General features: G+C 44.0%; 9 protein-coding genes. 6 read left to right on the top strand and 3 right to left on the bottom strand.

Translation table 11 applies throughout. The features are described from left to right. Nucleotides 1-11: 11 nt before the first annotated feature. The 6 genes from Q1A23_RS00345 (at nt 12) to gldN (ending at nt 6,594) form a co-directional block, all read left to right on the top strand. Entirely contained in the window at nt 12-818 is an 807-nt protein-coding gene (locus Q1A23_RS00345) for a uroporphyrinogen-III synthase (RefSeq protein WP_299817837.1), read from the top strand. A gap of 161 nt (nt 819-979) precedes the next feature. After that, nucleotides 980-1,939 carry a type IX secretion system membrane protein PorP/SprF gene (locus tag Q1A23_RS00340; protein WP_299817834.1) on the top strand — a complete coding sequence of 320 codons (960 nt, stop codon included), beginning with the start codon at nt 980-982 and terminating at the stop codon, nt 1,937-1,939. A gap of 227 nt (nt 1,940-2,166) precedes the next feature. Beyond that, complete coding sequence (locus Q1A23_RS00335; protein WP_299817831.1) at nt 2,167-3,186, top strand: SUMF1/EgtB/PvdO family nonheme iron enzyme; 1,020 nt, start codon at nt 2,167-2,169, stop codon at nt 3,184-3,186. A 75-nt stretch (nt 3,187-3,261) separates the two neighbouring features. Then, complete coding sequence (gldL, locus tag Q1A23_RS00330) at nt 3,262-4,065, top strand: gliding motility protein GldL (RefSeq protein ID WP_299817828.1); 804 nt, start codon at nt 3,262-3,264, stop codon at nt 4,063-4,065. Between the two features lie 52 nt (nt 4,066-4,117). Continuing rightward, nucleotides 4,118-5,716: a gliding motility protein GldM gene (gldM, locus tag Q1A23_RS00325; RefSeq protein WP_299817825.1), complete on the top strand. Its 1,599-nt coding sequence runs from the start codon at nt 4,118-4,120 to the stop codon at nt 5,714-5,716. A 20-nt stretch (nt 5,717-5,736) separates the two neighbouring features. Beyond that, nucleotides 5,737-6,594, top strand: coding sequence for a gliding motility protein GldN (gene gldN, locus Q1A23_RS00320; protein ID WP_299817823.1), 858 nt, complete (start codon nt 5,737-5,739; stop codon nt 6,592-6,594). 195 nt (nt 6,595-6,789) lie between these two features. Here the strand turns inward: gldN and uvrC are convergent, their stop codons facing one another. The 3 genes from uvrC to Q1A23_RS00305 are packed head-to-tail and all read right to left on the bottom strand — an operon-like array spanning nt 6,790 to nt 13,776. After that, entirely contained in the window at nt 6,790-8,607 is a 1,818-nt protein-coding gene (gene uvrC, locus Q1A23_RS00315) for an excinuclease ABC subunit UvrC (RefSeq protein ID WP_299817820.1), read from the bottom strand. A gap of 12 nt (nt 8,608-8,619) precedes the next feature. After that, nucleotides 8,620-10,938, bottom strand: coding sequence for a transglycosylase domain-containing protein (locus Q1A23_RS00310; protein WP_299817818.1), 2,319 nt, complete (start codon nt 10,936-10,938; stop codon nt 8,620-8,622). A 3-nt stretch (nt 10,939-10,941) separates the two neighbouring features. Continuing rightward, nucleotides 10,942-13,776, bottom strand: a complete 2,835-nt coding sequence (locus Q1A23_RS00305; protein WP_299817815.1) for a tetratricopeptide repeat protein — start codon at nt 13,774-13,776, stop codon at nt 10,942-10,944. Nucleotides 13,777-13,812: the final 36 nt, after the last annotated feature.

Raw genomic sequence — 13,812 nt, 5'->3', positions numbered from 1 at the left:
GCATTTATTATATGGCTGAGAGTAAAGCAAAGGGAAGCGCAAACCCTGAAAGACACAAGGTTCCTATCAAGAGCATTCTGGTTACACAACCACAGCCTACTACCGAGAACTCACCATACTTATCCATTGCCGAAAAGTATGGCATTGATGTTGACTTCAGAGCTTTCATTGAGGTTGAACCGGTACCTTTTAAAGAGTTTAGGAAAGATAAAGTGGATATCCTGTCGCATACAGCCATTATCTTTACTAGCCGCAATGCAGTAGATCATTTTTTCAGAATTTGCCAGGAAAGCAAGATAGAGATGCCTGCAGACATGAAGTACTTCTGTATTTCTGATCAAACGGCGTATTATCTTCAGAAGTATATAACGCTGCGCAAGCGCAAGTTGTTTGTAGGCGAGAAAACAGCTAAGGACCTTTTCGAGGTGATCAAAAAGCATAAGAACGAGACTTTCCTGTTTCCATGCTCAAACATCCGCAAAGAGGATATTCCTGAATTTTTACAGGCAAACAAGATCAAGCATTCGGAGGCAATTATCTATAAGACAGTTGCAGCCGACTTATCTGATCTGGATGATGTAACGTATGACTGCCTTGCATTCTTCAGTCCGTCAGGTATAAGCTCCTTGTTTATCAACTTCCCAGACTTTAAGCAAAATAATACCCGTATTGCTGCTTTTGGGCCTACTACAGCAAAGGCAGTTATAGATGCAGGCCTGGAGTTGGATATAGAAGCGCCAATGCCGAATGCCCCTTCTATGACGGGCGCTATTGAGGTGTACATTCAGAACCAGCAAAAGCAAGAAGCAAAAAAGTAAGCGGCTAAACGTAACTTTTATTTTTGTTTTACATACTATAAAACGCAAAAGCTAGTATCTATCACGATGTACTAGCTTTTGCGTTTTAACGTTTAATAACTATATTTGGTCCTAAGCTGCCTGTACACCGTTACAAAATCTTGCCTTCTTGCTAACTGCCTATGAGAAAGCTCCTACCCGTCTTGTTGCTTATGCTGATATGCCAGACTACGGTATGGGCCCAGCAGCAACCGCAGTTTACGCACTACGGTTTTAACGGTATGCAAATCAGCCCGGCTTATGCCGGCATCACAAATCGGCCAGAAATCATGTCTTTATATCGGTACCAATGGTTGGGGTATGATGCAACCTTTGATGATGGAGGCTCGCCTCAGACCCTGCTGTTGACAGCGCACACGCCTGTGAGGTTGCTGCATGGCGGGTTGGGAATAAGCCTGATGCGCGATAAAATTGCAAACACAACTTTCCTCTCTGCCGCACTTTCTTACTCGTTTCATATTAATATCGGAGACAATAAGCTAGGTTTAGGCGTACAAGGAAATTTGAACAATATAAAGAAAGGGAGATATAGGGCGATTGACGAAGGTGACCCAAGCGTACCATATAATACCTCCGACACAAAGTATGATTTAGGTGCAGGAGTGTGGTACGAATCAGAAACATTTTATGCAGGAGGTGGCGTTACTAATCTTCTGAAAGCGCAATACGAATTCGCTGACTCTGCAAACACCGGCACGGGTAAATTCCTGGGAGAGAATCACATTTATGTAACAGCAGGTTACAATTTGCCAGTTTCCAACGAGCTGGTAGCCACTCCGACGGTACTTTTGAAACACGACACCGAAACTTTTTCCTTTGATGCAGGCGCCAGATTCATTTATAGTGAAAAATATTGGGCCGGAGTGAATTATCGGCACAAAGAAGCTGTTAGTGCGCTAATAGGATTGTCACTATTTCAGGAGAATGCTTTGAGAGTGGGTTACGCGTTTGATTTTACTACCTTTAACCGCGAGGCTAAGGCCCCAACTTCGCACGAGGTTATGGTAAACTACAGGCTCCCGGAGCCAGTAATCAGATTTAAGCCGCCGGTACGTACGCCGCGCTATAACTTCTCCAGATAGACAAAATATAAGGAAGAGCTGCAGGGTGAAGTTCCCTTCTTGAAAAAGTACAGGGTAAAAATTGTTTACAGTACAATAATAATCAGTTTATTACGGCGTTAAAAAATAATAAATACGTGTCGAGTTGAATTGTTTTTTTATTGTTGTTAAACCTTTTATATTTGCTACGCTCGAAAAAGTGTACTAAATTAATATTACTGAAAAAATTTACTTTTTTATTACTCATTATGAACAAACTATTTAAGCTGTCTTCCTTCGCTTTGGCGGTAGTACTGCTTGCAAGCTGTGGACTAAGAAGAGGACCACAGGGTGACCTTGTGGGGGTGGATGACCGTCCGGACTACAATGCACAGGAGATACCTTATGGTATGGTGCCTTGTCCAGGAGGTACTTTCCACATGGGGCAGGCAGATCAGGATATAGCAGCTTCTATGGCCAACCTGAACAAGCAGGTAACTATTAGTGGCTTTTACATGGATGAGACCGAAATCACAAATAATGAGTACCGCCAGTTTATCCAGGTAATGGTGCAAGACTCGATAGATGTGTTAGGAGAAGAGTTTGTGATGACTCAGCTTTATCCGGATACAACTGTTTGGGTAAAAGACTTTACATACCACATGGGCGACCCCCTGATGGAATATTATTTTTCACATCCTGCATTTGATGACTACCCGGTTGTAGGTGTAGACTGGTTTGCAGCAAAATACTTCAGCGATTGGAGAACTAAGCTGAAGAACCAGGCAAACGAAGAGGATGGCCGTGCGCCGATGCCAAAGTTCCGCTTGCCATCTGAGGCAGAGTGGGAGTATGCTGCACGTGGTGGCCGCGATATGTCGGTTTTCCCATGGGGTGGCCCGTACCTGCGTAACGGTAAAGGATGTTTATTAGCAAACTTTAAGCCTGGTCGTGGTGACTATTACAGCGATGGATTTGTTTATACAGCTCCGGTAGCGCAATACTTCCCGAACGACTTTGGTTTATATGATATGGCAGGTAACGTAGCCGAGTGGTGCGAAGATGCCTATTATGACGCTTCAGTTCCGGTAGTATGGGATTTGAACCCAGTATACAATGATGACAACGAGCCGCGTAAAGTTGTTAGAGGTGGATCATGGAAAGACATTGCTTACTTCCTGGAAACAGGTACGCGTAACTTCGAATACCAGGATTCAGCCCGTTCATTCATCGGTTTCCGTAATGCTATGATTTACTTAGGTAGATCTTCAGGTAGAGAATTCAGATAATACCAAATTTTTAATACAACCCTAATTTCCAAAACCCAACAATCCAATCGTTCACTTAATTAATTAGAAAACAAAATGAGTAAAGCTAAAGGTCGCAGCTTTTTATACGACGTATTAATGCCCAAAGTGTATGGCCTTGGTGCTGCTGTCGTAATTGTCGGAGCATTATTTAAAATACAGCACTGGGCAGGTGCGGATATAATGCTAATTGTGGGTCTGGGTACTGAGGCTGTAATCTTTGCCCTAAGTGCTTTCCAGCCACAACCACATGATCCAGATTGGGCTAGAGTATACCCTCAGTTAGCTGATGATTATGCAGGAGAGGGCTTAGTGCCAGCAACTGCAAATGTATCAGGAGGAGCATCTCTAACAAGAAAATTGGATGATATGATGCGTGATGCAGACATCACACCAGACACTATCAACAGCCTTGGATTAGGCTTAAACAGACTAAGCGAAACTACTGCTCAGCTAGCAGATATGAGTCAGGCAACTGCAGCAACGCAGGATTACACACTACGTGTAAGAGCAGCAGCAGATCAGCTGGATAACATGAACAAAGCTTATGCTACTACTGCTGAGGCACTATCTCACATGGCAGGATCTACAGTAGATGCAAAAGAGTACCACAACCAGATTCAGGACATGACCAGAAACTTAGGTGCTCTTAACGCTGTTTACGAAATGGAACTTCAGGATGCAAACAACCACCTGAAGGCCATGAACAAGTTCTATGGTAACCTGACTATGGCCATGGAAAACTTAACTGATGCCAGCAAAGATACAGAGCAATTTAAGGATGAAGTTTCACGCTTAACGCAGAACCTGCACTCGTTAAACACGGTGTATGGCAACATGCTGTCAGCTATGCGTAGCTAATTCTTTCAGAAGTTCTAAATCAACAAGAAAACAACAGTAAAAATAGTATAAAATGGCTGGAGGAAAAGAGACACCACGGCAGAAGATGATCGGTATGATGTACCTTGTACTGACCGCCCTTCTGGCCCTGCAAGTGAACTCGGCTATCCTGTTAAAGTTTCAGTTCCTGGACGAAAGTTTGTTGGGAGTGAATGATAAAACTGTAACAGATAACGCTAGTGTTCTATCAAATATTAGGAACGCAGTCGATAAAGGTGGTAACAGAGCCAACGATGCGCGTGTTCTAAAAAACGCACAGGAGATACGTCAGCAAACATCAGAAATGGTGGAATATATCAGAGGCTTGAGAAAAGAGCTTGTTGATAAAACTGGCGGTAGAAGCGAAGATGACCCTAACCAATACGCTAACCCAAGTGGTGAGGATAAGGTTGCTATTATGATGATTGGAGCAGCCAATAAGAATAGTGGTAAAGCTTATGAGCTGAAGGATAAACTTAACAAATATGCTAAGTTCCTGAAGCAGTACAACCCGAACACTCCTGACCAATTAGCGAATGATGGTAAGGATGACGTTGTAGCAAAAAACGACAAGACGCAGAAGAATAAAGACTTTGCTGAGTTAAACTTCGGTGAAACTCCTTTGGTAGCAGCATTAGCTGTACTATCTCAGAAAGAAAACGAAGTACTGAAGTATGAAGCTGATGCATTACAGAAACTAGCGCAGCAGGTTGGTGCAGATATCATCAAATTTGAGAAGATATTTGCGATGGCCCGTGCAGAATCAAAGACTGTAGCGGCTGGTACAAAGTATAAAGCAGATATGTTTATAGCTGCTTCTTCTGATGCGATTACACCGGTTATGTACCACAATGGTAAGCCAGTTAAAGTAGTAGATGGCAAAGGACAAGTAGAATTTACTGCTTCTGCTTCTAACTATGATGCTGACGGTAATTCTGAGCAAACATGGAAAGGCACAATCGTAATCAACCAGAACGGTGAAGAGAAGACTTTCCCTGTTGAGGAGAAGTATATTGTAGCTAAGCCAGTAATTCAGGTGCAGTCAGCTGCTGTACAGGCATTATACTTTGGTTGCGCGAACGAGCTTAACATCCAGGTTCCTGCGTTAGGGGCAATTTACGACCCAAGCTTTTCTGCTAGCGGCGGATCAGCTATAAAAGGCGCTAAAAAGGGTATGGTAACGATTATACCTAACTCAACTGAGGTTACTATAAATGTTAGCAGCGGTGGTAACGCCATTGGTGCTGAGAAATTCAAGGTAAGACCAATGCCTAAGCCAGAGCTTGTGCCGTTGGTAAATGGCCGCCCAATCGATGTTAGACGCGGTGTTCCTGCTCAATCAATTAGATCAGTAGAGATACAAGCTGTAGCAGACGAAGGCTTTAAACAATTATTACCTAACGAAGCACGTTATAGAGTAACAAAGTGGAAGGCATACCTGGTAAGAGGCAACTCACCAATTGAATCAGGCGAATTTAACGGCCCAACTGCTAACTTATCTAACTTTGCAGCTAAAGCAGCTAAAGGCGATAGAGTGGTTATAGAAGTGGTGGACGTGAAACGCCTTAATTACAGAGGTGAAGCTGTAGATGCAAAAACAGGAGACGGAAACTTTATTGTTCCTCTTAATTAAAATCGAATATTATAAGGAGTATGAAATTAGTTAAAGTAATAGGTGTAGCAGCAGGCATTATGTTATCTGTAGGTGCCATGGCACAGCAGGTATCCACTACTGCAACAAGCAATCCTTCAGCCAGACCTATTCCAGAGCATGATGTACTGTTTAAAAAGACAGTATGGCGCAAGATAGATTTACGTGAGAAGCAGAATAAACCAATGTTCTCTCAGAATAGAGAAATTACTAAGGTTATCATCGATGCTGTAAAAAGCGGAGAGTTGGTTGCCTACAGAAGCGATTCTGTAAGCACACCTATCACACGTGAAGAATTTTTAGCGAACATGACTCCGAAAGAATCAGGAGAGCAGCTGAGCGAGGAAGAAATTGCAGCTGGTTTTGGCCAGCCCGCGCAGGAAGATGATGGCTGGGGAGCTGCACTTGGTACTAATGCAACTAGTAACGCTGCTCCTATAAGCAACGAGTACCTGCCAAAGCAGCTGTACCTGCTGGAGTTAAAGGAAAATGTTGTGTTTGATAAAAAGCGTTCGCGCATGTATCACGACATCCAAACGATCAGCCTTAAAGTGCCTTCAACGCTTAACCCATTAGGATTTGAGCAAACGGTGGCAAGTTTTAAGATGAGCGATCTGGTAAGAGTATTCCGCAACAACCCGGATGTAGCTATTTGGTATAATGCTCAGAATGATGCACAGCACAAGAATCTTTCAGATGCTTTTGACTTGTGGTTGTTCAGCTCATACATAAGCAAAATTTCTAATCCTGGCGATAACGACTTAGCGTCTATCTATGGAGCTGGTAAAAAAGGCTTACTTGCTGCTCAGAATGCTGCTGAAGCATTAATTGAGTATGAGTATAGCTTGTGGAGCTACTAATTAGAAAAACATCTCAATAAAAAAGGCGACCTGAAAAGGTCGCCTTTTTTTGTAACCAAAAACTTCATAAAAGCAGAGTAAAGTATAAAAGTACTGCAGTAGTATGTATGAACATACTTGCGTAGGATCCATGCGTTATACAAGAGTATCATAGCCTATCATGCTTATTATAGCAGTATAGAGATGAAGCTAAAATCAGGAAGTCGTTTGAGAAGAACTGAAGTAAGAGTGAAGGATATCAGCTTTAGCCTTGCCTACCTCTTGTACCAGCTCCTGATGAGAGAGTTCCTTTAGCTTCTTTACAGATTTATACTTTAACAACAGAGCTTCTGCTGTTGTAGTACCAATCCCCTTAATTTCAGTAAGTTCAGTCTTTAAAGTTCCGGCATCGCGCTTGCTCCGATGAAAGGTGATGGCAAACCGGTGAGCTTCATTGCGGAGGCGTTGGATCAGTTTAAGGGACTCCGACTTTTTATCAATGTACAAAGGAAGCGAATCGCCAGGATAAAAAATTTCCTCCAGCCTTTTCGCGATACCAACCACAGCAATTTTGCCATAGATATTCAAGTCTTTTAACGCTTTAACAGCCATGCTTAGCTGCCCTTTACCGCCATCAATGATAATTAACTGTGGTAAGGGCTGGTTCTCGTTGAGCAAGCGTTTGTACCTACGAGTCACAATCTCATACATTGATTCAAAATCGTTGGCTCCTATAACGGTTTTAATGTTAAAGTGGCGGTAGTCTTTTTTACTAGGTTTGCCGTTTTTGAAGCATACCATGGAGGCCACCGGATAATCACCCTGGAAATTTGAATTGTCGAAGCACTCGATTTGGCGCGGGAGTTCGGTCAGGCGCAAGTCTTTTTTCAGCGTCTCCAGCACACGTATTTCACGCTGGTCGGTTAAGTCCCTGTTTTTTTCCTGTCGCCCTTCACGTTCTTTGCGCAGGTACATTGCATTTTTAAGCGAGAGGTTAACCAGTTTCCGCTTATCTCCTATTTGTGGTTGTGAAACTGTGATGCCATCTAGAGGCAATTTTACTTCAAGGTTGGTAATGATCTCCCGGGAAGTACTTTCAAACTCCTGGCGCAACTGCACGATAACAGAGGCGAGCAGGTCTGTATCCTCTTCTTCAAGCTTCTTCTGTATCTCCAGCGACTGTGTAAGTATAATAGAGCCGTTCATCACCTTCAGGTAGTTAAGAAAAGCACATTGCTCGTTACTGGTAATGCTGAATACATCGATGTTAGTGAGTGTGTTACTAACTACTGTAGACCTTGTTTGGAAGTCTTCGAGCATATCCAGCTTCTGCTTATACTGGTGCGCCAGCTCAAACTGATAATCGGCAGCGGCGGCGGCCATATTCTCTTTAAAGTAGTTTTTAGCAACAGATAAGTTACCTGAAAGTATATTCTTTATCTGCGAAATGTAGTGGTTGTACTGTGTCTCATCCTCTAAAGCTTCGCATGGGCCTTTGCAATTGCCGATGTGATACTCCAGGCAAACTTTAAATTTTCCAGCAGCAATGTTCTCGGGAGAGAGGTTGTAAGTACAGGTGCGCAGCGGATAAAGCGTCCGGATCAGGTCTAACACCACGTTCATAGTGGTAACGCTAGGGTATGGCCCAAAATAGCGGGAGCCATCGTTGATCTTGTTGCGGGTGCTTATAACCCTTGGGAACCGCTCATTCAGGATGCTTATATACGGATATGTTTTTCCGTCTTTAAGCAAAATGTTATACTTAGGCTGATACTGCTTTATTAAATTGTTTTCCAGCAGAAAAGCATCGGCCTCTGTATCAACTATAGTGAACTCTATGCGCTTTATCTGGGAGATAAGCTTAAGTGTCTTTTTGTTGTGTTGGGCAGAGCGGTTGAAGTAAGAGCTCACACGTTTCCTTATATCAACCGCTTTGCCTACATATATAATACCCTTGTCATCAAAGAACTTGTAAATTCCAGGTTTATGGGGTAGGTGCGATATCTGTTCCTTCAGCTTCTCGTTTGCTGGCATAAAATATCATAATTAGATCTCAGCGTCAAAGTCTATTTGGGTAGGTAAGTTAAGGAACTCGTCCTGCATCGTTGAGTCAACTCTCACACCTTGGTTATACTTTGCACAATCTAATTCTACAGATAAAGGCGTTAAAGGTTTAGGAAAGGCAGCTTTCGAAACGTCCAACGATTTATCAGCATATACTTTTTGCATAAAAGAGCCATAAACAGGCATTGCCAACTTGTTACCCTGACCTAGCGCAATTGTACGGAAGTGAATAGACCTGTCTTCGCCTCCAACCCAGGTGCCTGCAACTAAATTTGGCGTAATGCCCATAAACCACGCATCAGACTGATTTTGAGTTGTACCTGTTTTAGCACCCATTTCATTTTTAAGTCCGTTTCTGTGGCGCAATCCATAGTATGCGGTACCTCCTGGCTCAGCAGCTGCTTTAAGCATGTGCACCATCAGGTAAGCAGTTTCTTCGCTAAGTGCCTCAACTGTTTTAGGAGCAAAATCTGCGATTACGTTGCCATGCTTATCCTCTATGCGCGTTATAAAGTTTGGCTCCACCCAAGTACCTCCATTCACGAAGGTGCCATAAGCGCCTACCATATCAAAAAGGGTTACATCGCTTGTACCCAGAGCCAATGATGGCGTAGGGTCCAGGGGAGTGCTAATACCCATGCGCTTGGCAGTTTGCACAAGTGTTTCGGCACCTAATTTATTTATCAGGTAAGCAGAGATAGAGTTAACAGACTCAGCCAAAGCCTTTCTTAAGGTGAATTTCTGCCCACTATACTTGTTGTCGGCATTGTTCGGGCACCACATGTTTCCATCAGGTAATGGAATACATACTTGTGTATCAATAACTTCGTAGCATGGGTAATATCCGTTTTCTATAGCTGCAGTATAAAGAAACGGTTTGAACGTTGAACCAGGCTGCCGAGCGCCTTGCTTTACGTGGTCATACTTAAAGTGCTTATAGTTTACACCACCAACCCAGGCTTTAATGTGGCCGGTTTGCGGCTCCATGGCCATAAAGCCAGCCTGCAGGAAATGCTTGTAATACTTAAGAGAGTCCATAGGGCTCATAACCACATCCTTTTCACCATCCCAGCTAAAGATCGTCATCGGTATCTTTTTGTTCAGGTAGTAGTTGATAGAGTCCTGGTTGCCGTCAAAGCGGGCATTTAGCCGGCGATAACGATCTGTTCGCTTAATAGCCGTTTCAGGGAAGTTCTTAATCTCCTGGTTGTTGCGGTCAATCCAAGGGTTACGGCCTTTCCAATGCTCAAAGAAAAGCTTTTGCTGCGCCTTCATGTGCTCTTCCATTGCCTGCTCAGCGTACTTCTGCATACGTGAGTCGATGGTAGTATAAATCTTGAGGCCATCGGCATACAGGTCGTAGCCATTTTCGCGGCACCACTGCTGTAAAAACTTGCTTGCTTCAGTTCTGAAGTATGGCGCTAAGCCAACGTTCTGGTTTTCTACACGGTAATCAAGCTTGATGTCTTTTTCTTTAAGCTGCTGATACTCCTCCTCCGTCATAAACCCATACTTCACCATCTGCGACATAACCACGTTGCGGCGGTGCTTCGAGTTTTCAGGGTTAAATTTCGGGCTATAGAAGTTTGGGTTTTTAAACAAGCCTACTAAAACGGCAGACTCATGCACCTCCAGGTCTATTGGTTTTTTATTAAAGAACGTCTTAGCTGCTGATTCAACACCAAAAGCATTGCTGCCGAACTCAAAAATGTTGAGATACATCAGCATGATTTCCTTTTTAGTATAAGACTTTTCCAGCTTAACCGCCATTATCCACTCTTTAGTCTTATGGATAAGTGTACGCAGGCCAGGCACATCGTTCAGTACTCCGTTATTCAGATCCTCGCCACGCGTTTTGAAAAGGTTTTTTGCAAGCTGCTGCGTAAGTGTACTACCACCCCCTTTCGAGCTGCCAATCATAATAGAGCCGGCTACACGCGCCATTGCCTCAGGGTCTATACCAGAATGCTCCTCAAAACGCACGTCTTCTGTTGCGATAAGTGCATTGATAAAGTTCTCTGGCAGGTCATCGTACTCAATTGGCGTACGGTTCTCTCTAAAGTATTTTCCAAGTATGGCATTATCAGCAGAGTACAGCTCAGAAGATAAGGCACTTTTAGGATTTTCGAGTGTACGCATATTGGGCAGCTCCCCAAACAGGTTCAGGAAGTTTATACTTACCGCGTATATATAAAGTATAAGTGTAGCAAAGCCACCCAGAAATACCACCCAAAGCGTTGTGGCAATTTTAGGGTAATAAGACCTTTTCTGTGGTTCAACCGTTTTTTGACGCGTAGTCATGTATTAATAATTGTTTTTAAAGAAAGTCAGGTATGTGTCCAGGTCCTTCTTCTGCAGGAACTTCTGGTAGTTCGCAGACGAAATAACAAAGGTAACGAATTCTACACCTCTAATTCTACCTATCGGGGACTGAGGCGCTTTTTGTTTTACATTAAATGCCTGTGCCTGCTTTGCATCCGGAAAAGACTGCATCACGAGCATGTGCTTCTCATCTGAAAAATGAACAGACTCTAAGCTAAGTTGCTGCGCCTTATAGTAAGTGCTATTATACTTTTCATACTTAGGTAGCACATCCTTAAAAGCAGGTGCATCTGCTGGATACAGCAATACCACATAAAAAGCGGAATCAGCACCGGCTGTGTAAGCCATAGGGTCTACAGCAGGGGCTGTTGGAACCGGTAGCTCAACTGAATCACCGGGGGCTGCTACAGCATTTTGTTCAGGCTTTGCGCTTATGGCAGCAGTTTGCTCTTTTTCCGGTACAGCAGGCAAAGCTGTTTCTGTAGCAACACCTTTGCCTGCTGCTTGCAGCTCAGGTTTTGCCGCTGATGCCACGGCTGTAGAAGCAATCTCCGTGCTAACTTTTTCTTCCGGACTCAAGTTGCCAGCAGAGTGGTTGTTTGCAGGCGCTTCCGGAGCTTCCTGCCGCAACAGGTTTTTCTGTTCCAGGTCCTGGTAGGTAGCTAACAACTGGTTTACCTTAGGCAAAAGCGAGCTGTTAGGATACCTGGCTTTAAACTGAGTGAGCTGGCTGCGGAAAGCATCGGGCTTTTGTGTACGTGCTATTATCATCGCTTCCAGGTATGCCACTTTATCCGGAATATCGTTTAGCGGGTACTGGCTCACTAATTGGTTTAAAAGCGCTGTAGCCTGTTTGTACTCGTAAGCTTCGTAGTAACTATAAGCTGAATCGTAAAGCACATGGGCCTTTAAGTTATCAGCGGCATTTTTAGACATAAAGTCTGAGTCGTCTACCAGGCGGGCAAATGTAGTGTTTGGGTAAACTTGCTTTATCTTATTATAATAAACTTGCTGCTGCTCTTGGTTGCCGGCTTTGCCATACAATAAGTATAAACTGTAGTAAGCCTCTGCGGTATGCTCCGAGTTAGGGAAGCGTTTGATTAGGGTTTCAAATGTTTCGGTTGCCTTTTCAGGATTGCGAAGTTTTTGGCTGTAAATGTTAGCCAGCTTAAAATAGGCGTCCTCTACTTCTTTTTCTGAGCGCATAAGATCAGCGGTAGATAAAGGAATTTCTTTCAGATACTGTTGCATCTGCATTTGCGTCCTTTCTGCTGTGCTCATTTGCTGTTCTGGTGCCGCTACCGGTGCACGTGCAATTTCTGCCTGGTTGGTAGTGTTCTCGCCACGGGCACGTATGCGCCAGAAGTCCTGCAGGGGCCTGTCGCCCCAGCGGCGCACAAACTCCGATCTCGCCGATGCCATAGCGGTGGGGTTATCAAAATACCAGACGCCACCAACAGTCGTGTTATCCTGCAAGCTGGTGTTATTATTGTTGCGCCTGTTTCTGTTATCATCAGCGTTTTGCCTGTTCGCATTTTGAGCCATTGCTACCTGCCTTGCCGAATCCTGTTGCCGTTGCTCCTCCTTTTGCTGTATAAGCTGCTGCAGGTAAGCCGTGCGTTCTGCTTCTCCCATTCTGGCTAGCTGTTGCAAGCTATCCTGCGTTTGAATGGTGGCAAATTGTTTGGCAAAGTCTGCCAGTATATCACGGCGCTCTGTTACGGCCTCATACTCTAAAGCTGTTTTAGGGTATACTTGCGTAGCGCTATCATAGTAAGCGGCGGCCAGGTTATACTTATTCAGGTTGTCAAAATATATTTCGCCGGCCAGCACATAACTGTACGCTTTCTGGTTTTGGAGCGTGCCTGGTGTTCTTAGGGATTGCTCTAAGTAATCTAAGGCTTTAGCATAGTTTTGCTGGCGAAGCGCAAACTGCGCCATCTCATAATAAATCTTATCGCGGTACTCGGTGTTCTTATCGTCCTTCAGGAGCTTCTTATAGTAGGTGGCAATACGCTCAGTATCCTGCTTGTCTTCAAGCTCCGATACCTGGCCAATATATAGCCTACTGAAAAAGCTAAGATCATAGGGGGGATTGCGGCGAAGTATTTTGCTGTACTGCTTATAGGCTTCCTGGTCTTTGTTTGTTAGCTGGTAAAACTGTGCAAGCGTAAACCTGATCCTCGACTCTTCATCTTTATCCTCAAAGTTGGGTAAAGAGTAAGCCAGATTCTCGATTACAGCAGCGGTGTCGCCTAGCATGCGGTGGTACTGCGCGCGAGCCAAGTATAACTCACGGGCATTGTCTTTATTCAGGCGCTCCTTCCGGAGGTACTCAGATACCTGTTGGGCGTTGTCCATTTCGCCGGTTTGCAGGAAAGAGCGCATAAGCCACACCAAAGCTTCGTGCTTGTCGTTGGCATTTTTGCTCGTAGAGTTCACATACTTAAAAGTGCGGGAGGCTTCAGCAAAATTTAGCTGGTAAAAGTTTGCCTGGCCTATCAGAATATAGCAGTTGTCTATCCACTTACTGTTTTTGTGGTACTGTATTGGAAAAGAAGCTTTCTTGATTACATCCTCCAGGTCTGCGGCAAGTGCATTGGCTGTAGTAGAGTCGAGGCGTGGGTAAATAGGCAGCACCTGGTTATAGTCATGCTGCATCCCCTCTATCAAACCACTTTCAATGGCTTTCATTTTCTCTTTTGCCAGAAAATAACCGTTATAGCGGGCGGTGGTGTTATGATACGTTTTGCTGATAGGATTTTTACGCTCTGTTGAGCAGGCTGCCAGCAAAAGCCCAACCAGAAGAAAGTACAAGTAAAATAGTTGCTTATTCAAGTTAAGTCAGGGGCG

This window comes from uncultured Pontibacter sp. (genome assembly GCF_947492645.1).
Classification (GTDB): Bacteria; Bacteroidota; Bacteroidia; order Cytophagales; family Hymenobacteraceae; genus Pontibacter.
This window is presented reverse-complemented; position numbering and strand designations above follow the sequence as displayed.

Excerpts from the sequence above, each read along its gene's own strand:
- Q1A23_RS00345 (WP_299817837.1), top strand. The coding sequence starts at position 12 with ATGGCTGAGAGTAAAGCAAAGGGAAGCGCAAACCCTGAAAGACACAAG.
- Q1A23_RS00340 (WP_299817834.1), top strand. The coding sequence starts at position 980 with ATGAGAAAGCTCCTACCCGTCTTGTTGCTTATGCTGATATGCCAGACT.
- Q1A23_RS00335 (WP_299817831.1), top strand. The coding sequence starts at position 2,167 with ATGAACAAACTATTTAAGCTGTCTTCCTTCGCTTTGGCGGTAGTACTG.
- gldL (WP_299817828.1), top strand. The coding sequence starts at position 3,262 with ATGAGTAAAGCTAAAGGTCGCAGCTTTTTATACGACGTATTAATGCCC.
- gldM (WP_299817825.1), top strand. The coding sequence starts at position 4,118 with ATGGCTGGAGGAAAAGAGACACCACGGCAGAAGATGATCGGTATGATG.
- gldN (WP_299817823.1), top strand. The coding sequence starts at position 5,737 with ATGAAATTAGTTAAAGTAATAGGTGTAGCAGCAGGCATTATGTTATCT.
- uvrC (WP_299817820.1), bottom strand. The coding sequence starts at position 8,607 with ATGCCAGCAAACGAGAAGCTGAAGGAACAGATATCGCACCTACCCCAT.
- Q1A23_RS00310 (WP_299817818.1), bottom strand. The coding sequence starts at position 10,938 with ATGACTACGCGTCAAAAAACGGTTGAACCACAGAAAAGGTCTTATTAC.